This is a genomic window from Amylibacter sp. IMCC11727 (genome assembly GCF_029854195.1).
In the GTDB taxonomy this organism is placed as follows: domain Bacteria; phylum Pseudomonadota; class Alphaproteobacteria; order Rhodobacterales; family Rhodobacteraceae; genus Amylibacter.
In genome coordinates this window covers 750,001-768,385 of record NZ_CP122960.1, presented here as the reverse complement: position 1 = coordinate 768,385, position 18,385 = coordinate 750,001, and the positions used below count along the sequence as shown (strand labels likewise).

The following is an 18,385-nucleotide window of genomic DNA, read 5'->3' as shown; positions in this document are numbered from 1 at the left end:
GGGTAAGTAATTCGAATAATAATGCCGAATATCTGTTCCATGGCAGGCCTTATAACCACGCTGCGCGCATCCGTCCAGCCAATGAAATGCGACAATCGCGGGCATTCCAATTCGCCCGTATTGCGCTAGGCTCAGGCCATGACACTTAAATACAATATTGCCGTGGCAGGGGCTGGGATTGGCGGTCTCGCCGCCGCAGCGTTTCTTGCTCGCGATGGCCACGCCGTCACCGTTTTTGATCAATTCGATGCCCCCGCCCCCGTTGGCTCTGGACTTGTGATGCAACCTATTGGACTGATGGTTCTCAACGCGCTTGGCGTGGGGGATCGCGCCATGGGTTTGGGCAACAAAATCCACGATATGATCGGGGTAGAGGCCACCTCTGGGCGCAAAGTTCTGAACGTTACTTACGACAAAGAGCGAACCCGTTTCGGCCTCGCCATGCACCGCGCCAGCCTGTTTGATTGCGTCCATCACGCTGCGATAACGGCAGGTGCCACCATCGTATCAGCCACCCCGATCACCGCCAGCAAAAACCGCACCGCTGGCCGCCACCTGTTCAGCAATGATACAGACCTCGGCCCTTTCGATCTTGTTATTGACGGCAGCGGCGTTGATTCCCCCTTGTCCCCCATGCAACCGATCCCGCTCAGTTATGGCGCGCTTTGGGGGGTCGTGGACACACCAATCGCACCACAGAATACCCTCGCCCAATGCTACCGCAAGGCCTCTACTATGGTCGGTATTTTGCCCGTGGGTTTTCTACCAAATGACCAAGCCCACAAAACCGCGCTGTTCTGGTCTTTGCCGCGTGACAGCTTTGAAGATTGGCGTATGGCTCCGTTTGCGGATTGGAAAAAACAGGCTTCATCCCTTTGGCCCGATTTTGCCCCCTATGCAGAATTGCTGACAGATCACAGCGACCTCACCATGGCCCGTTACAGCCACGGCACATTGCGCAACCCAACCGATGACCGCCTTGCCTTTATCGGTGATGCCGCCCACCGTACCAGCCCACAACTCGGCCAAGGGGCCAATATGGCTCTGCTTGATGCCATGGCCCTTGCGCACTCTCTGCGCCACAAAACGGTGGAGATGGCACTGGCCGATTATGCAACCCTGCGCCGCTGGCATGTACGCATTTATCAAGTCATGAGCCGTGCGTTTACGCCGTTTTATCAATCTGACAGCACGATCCTGCCAATCCTGCGCGATCACCTCTTGGCCCCTGTCAGTGACTTGCCCGTGATCCGCACGGTCCTGCAAAAGATGGTCAGCGGCGAATTAACCTCCCTCGGTCAACTCGCCAACAGCGATCTTAACGCCGAACGTTGAACCACTGTATCCGCCACACTGTACCCATCCAGCGTTGTAAAAAACGCCTCTTGCGCCACCTGTAACGGTCCGCGCAACCCACAGGCAGGCAGGATGCAGCAGGTTGATCCGTCGCCCAAACATTCCACCAATGTGTCCCCCATAGACAGATGCCGCACCACTGCGCCCAAACTGATCTGCGCCGCAGGGCGCGCTAAACGCAACCCACCGCCGCGCCCACGTTCTGAAACAATGAAACCGCCAGCCACCAGCGCCGTTGCGATTTTGGCCACATGGTGTGTTGATATTCCGTACTGCGCCGCAATCACCCCAGCGCCCAACGCTTTTTCGTCCGTAACCGCCAGCGCCATCAGCACCCGCAAACCATAGTCTGTGTATTTCGTCATCTGCATGCGACATAATTAGCATTTACAATACGCATTTAACAAGTATATAAAATACGCATCCAAAATACCTATTAAAGGACTCCCCAAATGGAAAAGATCGCAGATGTCATCCTCTGGCCTGGCACCAAAATGTGCGAAGCCTTCGACGTAGACCCAAAAGGCGAGCTCGGCTTGCTCCGCTCCTTTTTCAACATGCTGTTTTGGTTGCCGCTTGGGCTGATCGTGGTTTGGATTCTGAATTGACCGCGCAACCGCCACGCATAGCCGTTACACGCCCCCAAATCGAACAGGTGGTTCACCAATTTTACGCAAACGTGCGTGTGGATCCTGTTCTTGGACCGCTGTTTAATGACATCTTGTCCAAAGACCCCGCTATCTGGCACGCCCATGAAGCCAAAATCACAGATTTCTGGTCCAATGCGCTCCTGTATGAACGCGGCTATGACGGCAATCCCATGCTCGTACATTCGGGCATCTCAGCCCTCGAACCGCGCATGTTTACGGATTGGCTGAACCTTTTTGATGCAACGTTAAGCGCCATACTCTCACCAGAAATCGCAGTTCAATGGTCTGCCCTTGCCCACCGCATCGGGCGGAGCCTGCGCATGGGGGTAGAGATGCAAAGCCATCGCACCGGAGCACCACCAAATTTGGTATGAAACGCCGCCCATCAAACGACAGCGCCGTCAATTGCCCCCAAGTCCTTACCAAACACCTAACCCAGACGCGTCTTGCTCGACGCGTTGTTGACGACGCGTGTTCTAAGACGCGTCAAGGTTAACTCATTGTTAAGCTTTGCGCCAAACCTCTCGGGACATCATCGGCCAAACAGCCCCGTCAAACTGCGCTTAATAATTCCCGTCACACGCGGCTTGTCTTCATTTATAAACGGCATCGGGCGGCACACTTCCATCGCGGCAACTCCAACCCGCGCGGTCAACGCGCCGTTGATCACACCTTCCCCAAACCTACGCGAGATTTTTGACAAAACACCGCCACCAGCAACCGATCCAATCAGATCATCGCCAATAGCAACAGCTCCCGTGGCCACCAAATGCGCCGCAACCGCTTTGGTCAATCGCCACGCGCCAAAGGTGCCAGATCGCCCGCCATATATCTGCGCAATCTGTCGGATCATGCGCAAATTCGCCGTCAACGCCACAATCACATCGGCAAAGGCCAAAGGTACAATCGCCGTTGCCGTTGCCACCTGCCGCGCGGCGTTTTCGATACACCCTTGCGCCTGGTCATCCAATGCCCGCATCAATTGGGTTTCATTCAGCTGCACCAACGACGCCGCATCAAACACATCCGCCTGCCCATCCTCGATCTCTGCAAGCGCCCAGCGCACATCGGCCCGCCCGCGATACAGCCGCAGCAATCGCGCTTGAAACGCTTTGGCCTGCCCCATGTCCCCTGATTGAATGACAGCTTCCGCATCACCGCGCAGCCCATCAATCCGTTTGAGCCGCGATAGGGTCGCCAACTCGCGCCCTGCCACGCTTAGTAACGCCAACATCGCCAACCCCAGCAGGATCAGCGCCGCACGGCCCAGCCAAACATTGCGCGCCAGCATTTCTGCCGCAAAATCCCAGACGAACACGCCAATCATAAACGTGATCAACGCAACCACCGCCGCCCAAAATAGCCGCCAAATTCCAAACCCACGCCGCCGCGCCGCAAATCGCAAGCCATGTTCCAGCGCAGGCGCGGGCGTTTCGCTCATCACAACAGGGGCGTCTACAGGAGTCGGCACAGGCTCGCTGTCATCCAGCTCGATCACCACAGGCTTTTTACTCATCCCAACCGATCCCCAATCAAAAACTCCGCCACACGATCCAGCCGAATATGGGGTGGCCCATCCCCTGCCTTGGGCGATGCCTCCGCAGGTGCAAATCCCATCACCGCATATTCTCCGTTTAACCACCCTTGCTGATCCGCTTCTGCAGGTTTCAGCAAAACCGACGCATCCTCTGGCAACGCCCCCGCATACATCGCCACCTGCTTCCCTGTTTCAAGCGAGCGCCCGCGCACAAGATCAAGAGTTTCCCCATCATGCGTGCGCGTTTCTTCGGTCGTGGCCCGCAAAGACGCAATCGCCATCGCATCCGTGCGTGCCCCCTGAAATTCTGCCTTTTGCCGCGCCGACCGCACCAACGCACCCATGATATGGGTCAACGCCTGATGCTGGGATTGATGCACATGGTCCGCCTTTGTGGCAGCGAACAAAACCCGCTCCACAGATTTACCGCGCAACGCCGAAAACCAACCGTTCTGCCCCGCTTTAAAACATCCCATAATCTCGGCCAGTGCATCGCGCAAATCACCCACCGCTTGGGGGCCCGCATGGATTGCGCCCAGCGCATCCACCAACACCACTTGGCGATCTATGCGCGAAAAATGATCCCGAAAAAACGGATACACCACCTGATTTTTATAGGCCTCATACCGCCGTGCCATTTCACGCGCCAAAGAGCGGCGCGGCGTATCGCTCGGCAATAACGGTGAAAACGTTAACGCAGGCGACCCAGCCAAATCCCCTGGCATCAAGAACCGACCAGGGGCACAAGCCGAAAGTCCAGCCGCCCGACACGCTTGCAAATAATCCGTAAACGCCGCCGCCAACTTTTGCGCCACTGGCTCCGCGAGCGCCGACGCCCCGTCCGTTTCGTCCAACAGCGCCAACCACTCTGCCGCCATCTCCGCGCGCGCTGGTCCACGCGCCAGCGAAATCGCCGATTCGGACCATTCAGCAAAGCTTTGTTCCATCAGCGGTAAATCCAACAACCACTCACCAGGGTAATCCACAATATCAATATGTACGGTCCGCGCCGATTTCAGCGCCGACAACACCCCCGCAGGGGCCACCTTCAACGACAACCGCAACTGCGAAATCGCCCGTGTGCTTTCGGGCCAATGCGCACCCTCACCCGTCATCGCAGACAGATGTGTTTCATAGTCGAACCGCGGCACAATATCATTGGGTTGAGGCTGCAAAAACGCCGCCTCAATCCGTCCTTGCCCCGCAGCCCGCAAGGCCGGCATCCGCCCCCGATCAAGCAGGTTCGCCACCAAAGACGTGATAAACACCGTCTTACCGGCGCGTGACAAACCCGTCACCCCCAACCGAATAACAGGTTCGAAAAACGTTTCACTCACCCCATCAGACAGCAATTCAACCTGCCGCGTGATGCCATCAATCACTGTGCCAATGCCTAAAATAACGCAATCCTTTCAACGCTTCCGTCCTAATGTAGGCATGCTGCGCTCCATTTCATAGACTTGGCAAACACGCATCCACAGGGTATCGCACTGAAATGCCCAGATATGCGCTCAAAATCGAATACCACGGCAAACCTTTTGTCGGCTGGCAACGCCAAACGGACCTCACTTCGGTGCAAGGCTGCATCGAATCCGCCTTGCGCGTGCTGGAGAAAGATCATCAAGGCATACAAGGGGCGGGCCGCACCGACGCAGGCGTTCACGCAACCGGCCAAGTGGCACATCTGGACATGGCCACCGATTGGGACCCTTTTCGTTTGTCCGAGGCGTTGAATTTCCACCTCAAACCGAATCCCATCGCCATCACCAACTGCGCCCGCGTTGAAGATGATTTCCACGCCAGATTCACTGCGCTGGAACGCACATACCACTTCCGCCTCATCGCACGCCGCGCCCCCGTCACCCACGACGAAGGCCTTGTGTGGCAAGTCCGCAAACCCCTCGACCTTGCCGCCATGCAAACGGGGGCAAACCACCTTTTGGGCCGCCACGATTTCACAACGTTCCGCTCCACAATCTGCCAAGCAGACAGCCCTGTGCGCACACTCGATGAACTCTCCATCACCGAACACGCCTACGAAGGCGGCACAGAATACCACTTCAAAATTCGCGCCCGCTCCTTCCTCCACAACCAAGTGCGCAGCTTTGTTGGCACCCTAGAGCACGTGGGCAGCGGCTCTTGGCACCCCGGCCGCGTGCGAGACGCGTTAGACGCAAAAGACCGCAGCCATTGCGGAACAGTCTGCCCCCCACACGGCCTCTACCTCGCCCATGTGAAATACCCCACTGACCCATTCGCATAGAAAAAGGGCGCTGAAAAAACTCCAACGCCCTGTTTCTTTTGTCCTAAAATACTCAAAATTTGCCGTCAGCGGTTCATCCGATTCTCAATCAGATCATCCACCACACTTGGGTCCGCCAGCGTTGACGTATCGCCCAGCGCACCAAAATCATCCTCAGCAATCTTGCGCAAAATGCGCCGCATGATTTTGCCTGACCGCGTTTTTGGCAATCCTGGAGCCCATTGAATCAAATCAGGCTTTGCAATCGGGCCGATTTCCTTTCGCACCCAATCAGACAATTCCTTACGCAACGCTTCCGTTGGCTCCTCGCCAGACATCAACGTAACATAGGCGTAAATTCCCTGCCCTTTGATATCGTGCGGATAGCCAACAACCGCACTTTCGGCCACTTTGTCATGGGCCACAAGCGCGCTTTCCACTTCCGCCGTACCCATGCGGTGGCCAGATACGTTAATCACATCATCCACACGACCTGTGATCCAGTAATACCCATCCGCATCCCGACGACAGCCATCACCCGTGAAATAATATCCCTTATAATCGTCGAAATACGTCTTCACGAACCGATCATGATCCCCATAGACCGTGCGCATCTGCGCAGGCCAGCTGTCTTTGATACACAATACGCCCTCGGCCTCAACATCGTGAATTTCTTCACCCGTTGTCGGCTCCAAAATCACGGGCTGCACCCCAAAGAACGGCAAGGTACAGGATCCAGGCTTTGTGCCAATGGCTCCTGGCAGCGGCGTCATCAAATGACCCCCTGTTTCTGTCTGCCACCACGTATCCACAATCGGGCAATTCCCTTTGCCAACCACGTCGTTGTACCAATTCCACGCCTCTGGATTGATCGGCTCACCAACTGTGCCCAAAATCCGCAAAGACGACAAATCGCATTTGGTGACAAAATCATCGCCCTGCCCCATCAACGCTCGAATGGCCGTTGGTGCGGTATAGAATTGGTTCACTTTATGCTCTTCACACACCTGCCAGAAACGGCTCGCATCTGGGTATGTCGGAACCCCTTCAAACATCAGGGTCGTCGCCCCATTCGCCAGCGGCCCATACACGATATAGCTGTGCCCCGTGACCCAGCCCACATCTGCCGTACACCAGAAAATGTCGCCATCTTTGTAATCAAACACATATTTATGCGTCATCGCTGCATACAGCAAATATCCCGCCGTGGAATGCACAACCCCTTTGGGCATCCCTGTTGACCCAGACGTGTACAAAATAAACAGCGGGTCTTCAGCGTTCATCTGCTCGGCAGGACAGTCAGCAGACGCATCGGCCATCAACGCAGAATAGGAATGATCCCGCCCCGCCTTCAACCCAACATCCGCACCCGTGCGTTCCACAACCAACATGGTCACGTCACCGCAGGATTCCATCGCCTTATCCGCGTTCACTTTCAACGGCGTCGCCTTGCCGCCACGTGGTGCTTGATCCGCCGTAACAACCAGTTTCGCATCACACCCAGAAATCCGCGCCGCCAAGGCATCTGGGGAAAAACCACCGAAAACAATCGAATGAATCGCCCCAATCCGCGCACAAGCCAGCATCGCATAAGCCGCCTCTGGGATCATAGGCATATACAAAACCACACGATCCCCTTTGCCAACGCCCAAGGATTTATACACATTCGCCAACTTGCTCACCTGAGTGTGCAATTCCTTGTAGGTGATATGCTTGGATGCTTCGGTCGGGCTGTCTGGCTCCCAAATGATCGCCGTTTGATCACCGCGCGTCGCCACATGGCGATCAATACAATTCTCAGACACGTTCAACGCACCATCTTCGAACCACTTAATGGAAACATTTGGATGTTCGTATGTTGTGTTCTTCACCTTTGTGAACGGGTTTGACCACTGCAACTGCTGGGCCTGTTCCCCCCAAAATGCGTCAGGGTCCGCAATGGACGCATCATACATCGCCTTGTACTTGGCCGCATCAATATGCGCATTGGCTGCGATATCCGCAGGAACAGGAATAATTTCAGAGTTAGAGCTGTCAGCAGCCATTGGTCGTTCTCCCACAAAGTCCAAACAAGCGTGTCCGCCCAATTGACCGAACCCCGCACCTTTAGTCAACGCATACAGGGAAATCTGTCAAAAATCGCCTAATCCAATGGTTTAGAACGCATTTTTTGTAAAATTTCTTACGGAATGGCCCAATTATTGATCAATTTTGTGACTCACAACCCATTCCCATCCTCTATTGGCATCGATTCAGCTCTGAAACATCTGCCGCAGCAAGTGCAGAAAACTATCCTCAATCTTGCTCGATCGAGTATTGCCGCGCCGTATCGCACCAAGGGGTCTGTGAAACTGCGGATGATCAAACGGCAAAAATACCAATCGATCCTCAAGGTATGGGGCCGTCGTTGCTTTGGGCATTGTTGTAATCAAATCTGTCTCAGCCACGATTTCCAGAACCGAGCGAATTGAATCCGTTTCACACCCAATCTGCATGGATCGCACACCAGATGCGGTCATGGCCGCTTCTGTTTGTTGCCGTAACAAACTACCCCGCGAATGCGCCAGCCAAACCTGCGCTTCAAGATCAGACGCCATAATCTGCTTGCGGGTCGCCAAAACATGGCCAGAACGGCACATCACGCCCACGCCGTCATCGATCAATTCTTCAAACACCAATCCATCCATCGGTTCGGCCAAACTGTCTGGCCCAAACACAAGATCAATCTGTCCGCGCTCCAACATACTGCGCAACTCATGCACCAGCCCAGTGCGAATCTCGACGCTGCAATTTGGGTTTGCTCGGATAAACCGTGTCATGGGCTCGCTCAGGAACCGCCCCGACACAATGGGCGGCGCACCGATGCGCAACTCACCCACCGATCCTTTTGCTGTCTGATCCGCCACAATACCCGCCTGCTCTTCGGCCAAACGGATTGCCATCCCATTCCGCGCCAAACGCAACGCCAGACTGTTCGCGACCGATCTGCGCCCTTCCCGATGAAACAATGGTGTTCCCAACCGCGTTTCCAACGCCTTCATATTTCGGCTTAACGCAGGCTGTGTCGTGCCCAACCGATTGGCGGCCGACTGAAACGACCCTGCTTCGACGATAACCGAAAGCTGGGCCAAATGTTTGGGATCAATTTTCATAACTAATTGATATGTATACCTCGAATAAATTGATTATTCCACAACAATCGAACCTGATACCATCGCGGCAAGTTCAATCGGAGGATACTATGATCAACTTAAAATCGCTGGGCCAAACGGTTCTGGCTGCAACTCTTGCTTTGTCACTGCCTGCCGCAGTGTCCGCAGAAATCTTCAAAGGCGAAACCGCCGGCGTCGGTGATCCTGTTCACACAATGTTTGTGGCTTTTGCAAACCAAGCAGGCAAAGCAGATGTGGAAATTCAGGTAAACGCGGGCCAAACGCTCACGAAATCCATGCTCAAAGGCGCCAAAGGCGACATCGACTTTTTCTCAACCGTGCCGTCTTTGGTAAATCTGATGGCTGGCCAAAAGCGCATGTATAAAAACGTCGAAGGCGCAGGCGAATTGTCAAAAAACATTCGCGCAATCCTCGGCTTTAAAGCGGGCGCATACCACCCTGTAACGCTGGCGGGTTCTGGCATCGAAGACTGGTCAGACATCAAAGGCAAAACCGTGTTCACGGGTCCGCCAGCTGGCTCCGCGTCTGCCACATCCGAAGCCCTGATCAAAATCGTCACTGGTTTTGTTGCAGGTGAAGACTACACCGCAGTACGCCTCAGCTGGGGCGAAGGTTATGCCGCTCTGGCAGACGGCAAAATCGACATGATGGTCCGCCCTGCTGAAATCGGGTCAGCCAACATCGAACGCTTCGGCCTGTCAGGCGAATTCCGCGTTCTGTCCATTCCAGCAGACAAAATCGCCAGCGACGAAATGAAGGCTCTGTTTGGCCGTCCTGGTCGTGGCATGTTGCAATTTGACGGCGGCGTTTACAAAGGCCAGCTGACAACAGGCGAAATCACAGCTCTCGGCTTTACACAATTCGTTGGCACGCACGCAGGTGTATCCGATGACGTTGTGTACAACGCAACCAAAGCATTCTGGGAAAACCTCGACGAAGTACACGCAACCGCGTTCTTCCTGAAAGAAGTCACAAAAGAAAGCGCCTTCACATCTGTGAACGTTCCATTGCACCCAGGTGCTTTGCGCTACTACGAAGAAGCAGGCTTCACGATCCCAGACGCTCTGCGCCCTTAATCAAGTACACCTGTCGGGCGGCACACGCTGCCCGACACCTTCTTTTTTATTTCTCAGAAAGTGAAACGCCATGACGGATGCGGCCCCCACAGCCAGCGTCACGACCCGCCTGTTTGCAATCGCTGCGGCCATTGCCTGCCTCGCGCTGGGTCTGATCACACTCTACAGCTCGGGCATTGGCCTGATTGATCCGAAACTGCATCGGGCCGCTGGCTTTGCACTCGCTCTGATCGTTGCCGTCTCCGTGTCACAAAAACGTCGCGCAGAACGTGGCGCAACATCCGCACCGTTTCACCTCGTTATCGATTTCGCTTTGGTCGTGGTCGGGCTTTGGTCGATCTGGTCTTTCCACTTCGTGCAATCCGAAATGGAAACAGCACTCTACGACGTCACATCCAAAGACGCGTGGCCCGCACTCGCTGGGCTTGTTGTCTTTCTCGAACTGTGCCGCCGCCTCTGGGGCTGGGGGCTGTTTGGGGTTGGCACCTTCGGCGTTGTCTATTTGCTCTTCGGCCAAGACCTACCAAGCATTCTCGCCCACTCAGGCTTCTCCCTCAAAGAAGTGGCAGAAGCACTCTGGTACAACACCAACAAAGGTGTGTTCGGCTCTATCACCAATATCGTTCTCAGCACCGTCTTTATCTTCATCATTTTCGGCGTCTTGCTCGAAGGAACAGGCGCCGGCGATACACTTCTGAAATTCGCCTTCCTCGCCACGCGCCGCACACGGGGCGGCCCTGCTCACGCTGCGATTCTGTCCTCGTCTATGTTTGGCACCATGTCTGGTTCGACAGTTGCCAACATTGTTGGCACTGGTACTTTCACAATTCCAATGATCAAAAAGCGTGGCTTCTCCCCCACCTTTGCCGCCGGGATTGAGGCAACGGCCTCCTCTGGCGGACAAATCATGCCGCCCATCATGGGGGCTGCGGCGCTTGTCATGGCGGACCTGACAGGTGTTGGCTACCTTAGCATCATTGTCGCGGCCCTGTTCCCCGCTTTGTTCTATTACTTCAGCCTGTTTTCCGCCGTCACAGTCGAAGCACGCCGCCAAGGCATCGACGTACAAGAAATGACCGTGGATGATGAAATCACACGCACAGACATGATCAATTCTGTCCTGTTTGTGGGTCCGATCCTCGTCGTGATTGGCTCTCTTCTGGCAGGTATGTCCACATCTGCATCAGGCTTTTACGCCGTGGTTGTTCTGGTGCTTTTGTGCGCCATCAATCCCGAAGTGCGCCGCGACCCTAGCCGCGTTTGGAAATCTTTCCTCAAGGGGGCTGAATCTGGGGCCACATTGCTTATCGCAATCGCGGCCATCGGCATCCTTGTAGGCTCGCTTGATTCCACGGGCTTGGGGCTGAAACTCGCCAATGTCATCGCAGCCATTCGTGGTGAAAGCCTGTTCTCCGCACTGCTCGTTGCCATGGCAGGGGCTTTGATCTTGGGCATGGGCATGCCAACTTTGCCAGCCTACCTCATCATCATCCTCGTGATGGGTCCCGCGATCCAAGCCTTGGGCGTATCCATGCTGACAGCACACATGTTTGTCTTCTACTACGGTGTTGCGTCTTCACTCACGCCGCCTGTGGCCATCGCTGCCTATGCCGCCGCGCCCATTGCGCGCGCAAACCCTTTGATGACTGCATTCATGTCGTTCAGACTTGGTATGGCAAAATTCATCATCCCCTTTGTCTTTGCCTTCTACCCGACCATTCTGATCGTCGAAGAATTCAGCCTGCTCCCCTTCCTCTGGATCACAGCACGCACATGTTTTTGCATCTGGCTGTTCTCTTCCGCACTGTCAGGGTTTGATCGTCGCAAACTTACAATCCCCGAGATTGTCATCCGCTTCGTTACGGCCTTCACCTGCTTGGCCACTGACCCAATGTTCCACGTCCCCGCCGTATGCCTCGGCCTCGCGCTTATCGCCTTTGATGTGCGCGCGGCTCGCACTGCGGCATCCAACTCCGAGGCAGCACAATGACCAAAAAACCAAATTTTCTGTTCATCATCACCGACCAGCATCGGGCGGATCATCTTGGCTGTTACGGCAACAACATCGTGCAAACGCCAAACATCGACGGCATCGCCAAAGGCGGAACACGCTGGGATAAATTCTACGTTGCCAATCCGATCTGTATGCCCAATCGCGCCTCTATTATGACAGGGCGCATGTGTTCAGTGCATGGGGCACGTCACAACGGCATTCCTTTGTCCAAGGACCACACGACCTTTGTCGAATTGCTGCGTGATGCGGGCTACAATACAGGATTGATTGGCAAGTCCCACCTCCAAAGCTTCACCGGCCTGCCCGCAACCAACACATTCGAAGCCAAAGACGGCATGTCCACCCCATCCGCAAACCTGCGTGATGCTTACAAAGACAACCGCCACTCCGAAGACTACGATCTCGAACTTGCGCCTCAATGGGATACCCCATTGGCGGACCGCATTGACGGTGATTTCTATGGGTTTAACCACGTTGAAGTCTGCGCAGACCACGCCGATCAGGCATCGGGCGACTATCTGTTGTGGGCGCGTGAACAGCATCCAGATTTTGACAACCTGACAGGCAAAGACAACGCCCTGCCAGACGATCGAATCGACGCACCACAAGCCTGGCGCACCGCGGTCCCAGAAGAGCTTTATTCAACCACATGGGTTGCTGATCGCTCCGAAGCGTGGCTTGCAGAACAAGCCGAACAAGACGCACCGTTCTTTTTGCAAATGTCCTTCCCAGATCCACACCATCCCTTCACACCCCCTGGTCGGTACTGGGATATGTATGACCCTGCGGATATTCCCCTGCCGTCGTCCTTTGGCAAAAGCACGCTCCCCCCGATCAAAGCCATGAAAGACGCGATGGAGAATGGAACTGACCCGCGCGACAATCAAAGCCCATTTGCGGTAACCGAAGACGAAGCTCGCGCCATTATCGCTCTGACGTACGGTATGATCACAATGATCGACGATGCGATTGGGCGGGTCCTAAAACGTTTGGAAACACTCGGCTTGGCTGACAATACGGTTGTTATATTCACGTCAGATCACGGCGATTACATGGGTGATCACAGTCTGATGCTGAAATTGCTGCTGCATTATCAAGGCATTATTCGTGTTCCCTTCATTTGGAACGATCCCGCCGCACCCGCGTCAAACGCACTCGATCAGGGGCTCGGCTCGTCCATTGATATCTCTGCCACCATTCTCGCACGTGCTGGAATTCAACCTTACAACGGCCTTCAAGGTCGCGATCTTCTAAACGCGACTCCCCCAGAAGCGATCATCGTCGAAGAAGACAGCCAACGCACAATGACAGGTTTTGACCGCCCCCAACGGGTGCGCACGGTTGTCACAGACAAATACCGCATGTCCCTGCGCGAAGGCGAAGACTGGGACGAGCTGTATGATCTGGAAAACGACCCAGACGAGGTGAACAACCTCTACGGCGATCCCGCAAACGAACAGATCCGTGCAAAGGTCAGCGATCAAATGCTCCGCCGTATGATCGACCTCCAAGACCGCGCACCGCTCCCCGCATACAGAGCATAATCGCCTACACGCGGGCCGAAAAAGCAAAGGCCCTGCACTCCAACGCGTGCAGGACCCTTGGTTCAAAACCAGCAATCCCGATGTCCGCAGTCGCGGCAGGGTTTTGTAACAAAACCCGAAAGCGATAGACCGTTAGAGCGTAGGTTCTGCGCAAAAGAAGTGGCGCACGTACCGTCAATGTAAGGGAAACTAAGTTGGTTGCGGGGGTAGGATTTGAACCTACGACCTTCAGGTTATGAGCCTGACGAGCTACCGGGCTGCTCCACCCCGCGCCAATTTAGAAGCCCGATGTACCCCCGTTACACGCCAACTACAATGGCAAAAACACACAATTTTTCAATTTTTTTGCAAACCCGTACGGCGTTGGCCCATCAAAATTTTCGGCTGTATCTCACTGAGACTTTGTCGATCCCTGGGTTTAACTCTTCCAAGCTAGCATTCGACATATGGTCCACAGCAAGGGAAATTCGGCTTTGTTCTGTCAGCTGATATCCAACACCAACAAGCGTTCGGAACTGCACATTCCCGCCCAGATCAAGCCCAGTTGAACCAGCATCGTAATAACCAGCTGCAAAACTGCCTTCAGCAAACCAATTCCCGCCAATCTTCCATTGGTTTGACAAGCCAAGCCCCAGATAGACGCTCCCTTGGTTATCAATTTGCCCAACACCAAACACCGCCAGCTGCCCGCCAAGAAATCTCCGGAACGGGTCAAAGTGATACTCGACATCGAGAGCATGAATAGAATCTCTTTGGCTATTGCCAAAATCTGTCGCGACGCCAAAAACAAGTTCGTCCGCTGAAGCGGCGCTTGCACAGAAAGAGCTACACAGGGCAATTAGGAGGCTTTTACAGAAAGAACTCTTCTGCATTTCTAGTAATCCTTCGATTATTCGGTTTTTTACAAGATGATTTAAATAAATATTCTAAAATCAAATCATCGTCTTTTCTTGGAAAATACCACATTCTTGTTCCACACTGCAAGTTACAATTTTGTGTTTGGGCGCGATCGCCTCACTGTGTTGCACCTAGGTAATGCTTGATTTCGAAGTCACTCTACGAATTTAGGGCCAGCTCCCTTGGCCTTTGTTCTGAAAACCATATGGTAGCATTGAGCAACAAAACTGGGGTTCCAAATGACTGACAGCACTCTTGCTTCCGATCTCTGCGTGTCTTGCCAAATGTGCTGCAATGGCTCTTTGTTTAAGTCTATCTCTATTTCCGCCACCGAAGCGCGTCGTTTGGAACAACACCAACCTGGCATGTGCAACGGATCAACAACCGATTTGTCCCTACCCTGCATCGCCCTCAGTCGATTTGAAGGCTGTACAGCGTATCATATTAGGCCAAAGTCTTGCGCCGTGTTTTCCTGTTCTGTCCTACATCGCGCCCAAATCGGCGCCATCACAAAGGACAAAGCACAAGCGCTGATCGCGCAACTAAAAGACCTAAAAGACACAGCCGATCATGCGGGCGGAGAAGAGGCAAAGCAGGCCAAAGTCGCGTTCAAAAAGCTACTAAAGACCGCATTTCTGCGTGCATAAGCCCTCAACCTAAACCTAACCGCATTCGCTCGTGTTAGGGCGCGAGTCGACACATGGTGATCTCGCTTGGCAATTCAGATGTCCTCTTGGTGTAGCCCTTACACTTTGTCATCGCCTTTCGCTTCGCATCATCAAAACTGACTGCGCTTTTGCCATACGCCCACCCTCCGTTGCGCGTATAGACAAAGGCTTTGTGCTTATTCTTTGTGTCAGCCAGATAACGAGCATAGCCCTTCGCGGTCCATTGAGACAGAGTATCGCCATTCACAGTATACACCTTCTGTGCATTCGAAGGGATAACCTCAGCGTATAATTTGCACGGTCCCTTGTGCCTGTTACGTTTTAAATAGCTGGAACATATCGCAATAGCCCGTTTTTGCGCAAATTCTCGGTCAGACGCCCCAACCTTGAACCCATATGTGGTCTCGCCAGGGGCGGAAGACACGGCAAACGCACTAAAATATCCATATTTTACAAAAGCTCTCCCCAAATCTCGTGTCCCTTTGCGAGACAACACTTTGTCGAAATGGCGAATAATCTTGTACCCGGCTGGGTCGATCTCGTCCGCATTACTTTTTGTTGCTGTTGCCATCAAAAGAGCAACCAAGCAAAGAAGTATAGGGCTGAATTTCATAGATCGTTCCTCAAAAAACCAATCAATATGATCCCAACGGGAACATTGAAGACAAATATACAGCCAAAATTTGCAGAAATCACCAGTCCAAAACGCAAAAAACCGCCCTTGCGGACAGCCTTGGCGTTATTTCATCGTTCGAGAACACTAAGAATGCTTTTTAGGTCTGGCAGTGACTTACTCTCCCACGTCTTAAGACGCAGTACCATCAGCGCAACAGTGCTTAACGGCCGAGTTCGGGATGGGATCGGGTGTTTCACTTGTGCTATGACCACCAAACCAAAAAAACATTCTTTACACGAGACCCTGCTAAGCAGGTCGTCTTTCCGACTTTTGTCCAGTCTTACTATTACTGGATCAAATCAAGCCTATCGGGCAATTAGTATCGGTCAACTGAACGTATCACTACGCTTACATCTCCGACCTATCGACGTGGTGGTCTTCCACGGCCCTCAAGGGAGACCTTGTTTCTGGGGGGGCTTCCCGCTTAGATGCCTTCAGCGGTTATCCTGTCCGATCATAGCTACTCTGCACTGCTGCTGGCGCAACAACAGATCCACCAGTGGATCGTTCACCCCGGTCCTCTCGTACTAGGGGCAACTCCCATCAAGTCTCCTACACCCACGGCAGATAGGGACCGAACTGTCTCACGACGTTCTAAACCCAGCTCACGTACCTCTTTAAACGGCGAACAGCCGTACCCTTGGGACCTGCTCCAGCCCCAGGATGAGATGAGCCGACATCGAGGTGCCAAACACTGCCGTCGATATGGACTCTTGGGCAGTATCAGCCTGTTATCCCCGGCGTACCTTTTATCCGTTGAGCGATGGCCCTTCCACTCGGGACCACCGGATCACTATGACCGACTTTCGTCTCTGCTCGACTTGTCAGTCTCGCAGTCAGGCGGGCTTATGCCATTGCACTCGACGACCGATTTCCGACCGGTCTGAGCCCACCATCGCGCGCCTCCGTTACTCTTTAGGAGGCGACCGCCCCAGTCAAACTACCCGCCACACAGGGTCCCGGAACCGGATAACGGTCCGCGGTTAGACAATAAGACAGACAGGGGTGGTATCTCAAGGGAGGCTCCACCCGAACTGGCGTCCGAGTTTCAAAGCCTACCACCTATCCTGCACACGTCTGACCTATTGCCAGTGTGAAGCTGTAGTAAAGGTGCACGGGGTCTTTCCGTCTAACCGCGGGAAGCCTGCATCTTAACAGGCAATTCAATTTCGCTGAGTCTGCATTGGAGACAGCGGGGAAGTCGTTACGCCATTCGTGCAGGTCGGAACTTACCCGACAAGGAATTTCGCTACCTTAGGACCGTTATAGTTACGGCCGCCGTTTACCGGGGCTTCAATTCGGAGCTTGCACTCCTCCTTTTAACCTTCCGGCACCGGGCAGGCGTCAGACCCTATACGTCGTCTTGCGACTTCGCAGAGCCCTGTGTTTTTAGTAAACAGTCGCCACCCCCTGGTCTGTGCCCCCAGCCAATAGTTGCCTACTGACCGGGCCTCCTTCTCGCGAACTTACGGAGGCATTTTGCCGAGTTCCTTCAATGCAGTTCTCTCAAGCGCCTTGGTATACTCTACCAGTCCACCTGTGTTGGTTTAGGGTACGATCTAATGGAAGGCTATTTCCAGGGACCAATTAACGGCCCGCCCAATCCAATAAGGGCGAACAATCTTCATGATCCGTCACATCTTCCTGGCACCGTAATATTAAACGGTTTCCCATCGACTACGCCTTTCGGCCTCGCCTTAGGGGTCGGCTTACCCTGCTCAGATTAGCTTTAAGCAGGAACCCTTGGACTTTCGGCGAGAGTGTCTCTCACACTCTTTATCGCTACTCATGTCAACATTCTCACTTCTGATCACTCCACCGGATCCCTTACAGGCCGGCTTCACAGTCAGAACATTGCGTCCGTAATACCCGAAGGTACTAAAGACGCAGCGTTCTATATCACAGAACGCTCCGCTACCACGCACATAGTGCGTCCTCAGCTTCGGCTCATGGCTTGAGCCCCGGTACATCTTCGCCGCAGGATAACTTAATTAGACCAGTGAGCTGTTACGCTATCTTTAAAAGATGGCTGCTTCTAAGCCAACTTCCTGGTTGTTTTGGTCGTCCCACCTGCTTTCCCACTTAGCCATGAATTAGGGGCCTTAGCTGGAGGTCAGGGTTGTTTCCCTCTCCACTACGGACGTTAGCATCCGCAGTGTGTCTGCCGTCTAGTACTCCCGGGTATTCGGAGTTTGGTTAGGATCAGTAAGCCTGTGGGGCCCCATTACCCATCCAGTGCTCTACCCCCCGGGGTATTCAGACGACGCTCTACCTAAATAGATTTCGCGGAGAACCAGCTATCTCCGAGTTTGATTGGCCTTTCACCCCTAGGCACAACTCATCCCGACCTTTTTCAACAGGTGTGGGTTCGGTCCTCCAGTAAGTGTTACCTTACCTTCAACCTGGTCATGCCTAGATCACTCGGTTTCGGGTCTGATCCTACTAACTCATTCGCCCTATTAAGACTCGCTTTCGCTGCGCCTACACCTATCGGCTTAAGCTTGCTAGTAAGACCAAGTCGTTGACCCATTATACAAAAGGTACGCCGTCAG

The 18,385-nt window shown here is 53.9% G+C and carries 15 protein-coding genes, 1 tRNA gene and 2 rRNA genes (1 of these 18 cut by a window edge); 8 read left to right on the top strand and 10 right to left on the bottom strand.

What is annotated here, in order from left to right; translation table 11 throughout:
* Positions 1–138 precede the first annotated feature (138 nt).
* Positions 139–1,335 (top strand): NAD(P)/FAD-dependent oxidoreductase, encoded by a 1,197-nt coding sequence (locus QBD29_RS04005; RefSeq protein ID WP_280100029.1) that lies wholly within the window; start codon positions 139–141, stop codon positions 1,333–1,335.
* On the opposite strand, the gene QBD29_RS04000 is transcribed toward QBD29_RS04005, so the two are convergent.
* Entirely contained in the window at positions 1,299–1,721 is a 423-nt protein-coding gene (locus QBD29_RS04000) for an Rrf2 family transcriptional regulator (RefSeq protein ID WP_280100028.1), read from the bottom strand. The genes QBD29_RS04005 and QBD29_RS04000 overlap by 37 nt on opposite strands.
* Positions 1,722–1,808: 87 nt before the next feature.
* On the opposite strand from QBD29_RS04000, the gene QBD29_RS03995 reads away from it, so the two are divergent.
* On the top strand, positions 1,809–1,964 hold the full coding sequence (locus QBD29_RS03995; protein ID WP_280100027.1) for a hypothetical protein: 156 nt from the start codon (positions 1,809–1,811) through the stop codon (positions 1,962–1,964).
* Complete coding sequence (locus tag QBD29_RS03990; RefSeq protein ID WP_280100026.1) at positions 1,961–2,380, top strand: group III truncated hemoglobin; 420 nt, start codon at positions 1,961–1,963, stop codon at positions 2,378–2,380. Before QBD29_RS03995 ends, QBD29_RS03990 begins: the two co-directional genes overlap by 4 nt.
* 158 nt (positions 2,381–2,538) lie before the next feature.
* Here the strand turns inward: QBD29_RS03990 and QBD29_RS03985 are convergent, their stop codons facing one another.
* Both QBD29_RS03985 and QBD29_RS03980 read right to left on the bottom strand, forming a co-directional pair.
* The gene (locus QBD29_RS03985; RefSeq protein WP_280100025.1) at positions 2,539–3,522 is read right to left on the bottom strand and encodes a TIGR01620 family protein; all 984 of its coding nucleotides are present in this window, start codon (positions 3,520–3,522) and stop codon (positions 2,539–2,541) included.
* Positions 3,519–4,925, bottom strand: coding sequence for a YcjX family protein (locus QBD29_RS03980; protein ID WP_280100024.1), 1,407 nt, complete (start codon positions 4,923–4,925; stop codon positions 3,519–3,521). Before QBD29_RS03980 ends, QBD29_RS03985 begins: the two co-directional genes overlap by 4 nt.
* Positions 4,926–5,038: 113 nt before the next feature.
* Between QBD29_RS03980 and truA the strand changes: the two genes are divergently transcribed.
* A complete protein-coding gene (gene truA / locus QBD29_RS03975; protein WP_280100023.1) occupies positions 5,039–5,806 on the top strand; it encodes a tRNA pseudouridine(38-40) synthase TruA in 768 nt (255 codons plus the stop codon).
* Positions 5,807–5,871: 65 nt separating this feature from the next.
* Here truA and acs read toward each other — a convergent pair whose 3' ends face one another.
* Both acs and QBD29_RS03965 read right to left on the bottom strand, forming a co-directional pair.
* Positions 5,872–7,830: an acetate--CoA ligase gene (gene acs, locus QBD29_RS03970; protein ID WP_280100022.1), complete on the bottom strand. Its 1,959-nt coding sequence runs from the start codon at positions 7,828–7,830 to the stop codon at positions 5,872–5,874.
* A gap of 207 nt (positions 7,831–8,037) precedes the next feature.
* Complete coding sequence (locus QBD29_RS03965) at positions 8,038–8,937, bottom strand: LysR family transcriptional regulator (RefSeq protein ID WP_280100021.1); 900 nt, start codon at positions 8,935–8,937, stop codon at positions 8,038–8,040.
* An 89-nt stretch (positions 8,938–9,026) separates the two neighbouring features.
* Here QBD29_RS03965 and QBD29_RS03960 point away from each other — a divergent pair, with 89 nt between their 5' ends.
* The 3 genes from QBD29_RS03960 (at position 9,027) to QBD29_RS03950 (ending at position 13,592) form a co-directional block, all read left to right on the top strand.
* Positions 9,027–10,034 (top strand): TAXI family TRAP transporter solute-binding subunit, encoded by a 1,008-nt coding sequence (locus QBD29_RS03960; protein ID WP_280100020.1) that lies wholly within the window; start codon positions 9,027–9,029, stop codon positions 10,032–10,034.
* A gap of 70 nt (positions 10,035–10,104) precedes the next feature.
* Entirely contained in the window at positions 10,105–12,024 is a 1,920-nt protein-coding gene (locus QBD29_RS03955) for a TRAP transporter fused permease subunit (protein ID WP_280100019.1), read from the top strand.
* Positions 12,021–13,592, top strand: a complete 1,572-nt coding sequence (locus QBD29_RS03950; protein ID WP_280100018.1) for a sulfatase-like hydrolase/transferase — start codon at positions 12,021–12,023, stop codon at positions 13,590–13,592. Before QBD29_RS03955 ends, QBD29_RS03950 begins: the two co-directional genes overlap by 4 nt.
* Positions 13,593–13,787: 195 nt before the next feature.
* Here QBD29_RS03950 and QBD29_RS03945 read toward each other — a convergent pair.
* Both QBD29_RS03945 and QBD29_RS03940 read right to left on the bottom strand, forming a co-directional pair.
* Positions 13,788–13,864: transfer RNA gene (locus QBD29_RS03945), tRNA-Met, on the bottom strand.
* Positions 13,865–13,963: 99 nt separating this feature from the next.
* Positions 13,964–14,464, bottom strand: a complete 501-nt coding sequence (locus QBD29_RS03940) for an acyloxyacyl hydrolase (protein WP_280100017.1) — start codon at positions 14,462–14,464, stop codon at positions 13,964–13,966.
* A 264-nt stretch (positions 14,465–14,728) separates the two neighbouring features.
* Between QBD29_RS03940 and QBD29_RS03935 the strand changes: the two genes are divergently transcribed.
* On the top strand, positions 14,729–15,136 hold the full coding sequence (locus QBD29_RS03935) for a YkgJ family cysteine cluster protein (protein ID WP_280100016.1): 408 nt from the start codon (positions 14,729–14,731) through the stop codon (positions 15,134–15,136).
* Between the two features lie 34 nt (positions 15,137–15,170).
* On the opposite strand, the gene QBD29_RS03930 is transcribed toward QBD29_RS03935, so the two are convergent.
* From QBD29_RS03930 to QBD29_RS03920, 3 genes are all read right to left on the bottom strand, one after another.
* Positions 15,171–15,770: a hypothetical protein gene (locus QBD29_RS03930; RefSeq protein ID WP_280100015.1), complete on the bottom strand. Its 600-nt coding sequence runs from the start codon at positions 15,768–15,770 to the stop codon at positions 15,171–15,173.
* Positions 15,771–15,934: 164 nt separating this feature from the next.
* Positions 15,935–16,049 (bottom strand): 5S ribosomal RNA (rrf, locus tag QBD29_RS03925).
* 79 nt (positions 16,050–16,128) lie between these two features.
* Positions 16,129–18,385, bottom strand: a 23S ribosomal RNA gene (locus tag QBD29_RS03920) (it continues 572 nt past the right edge of the window).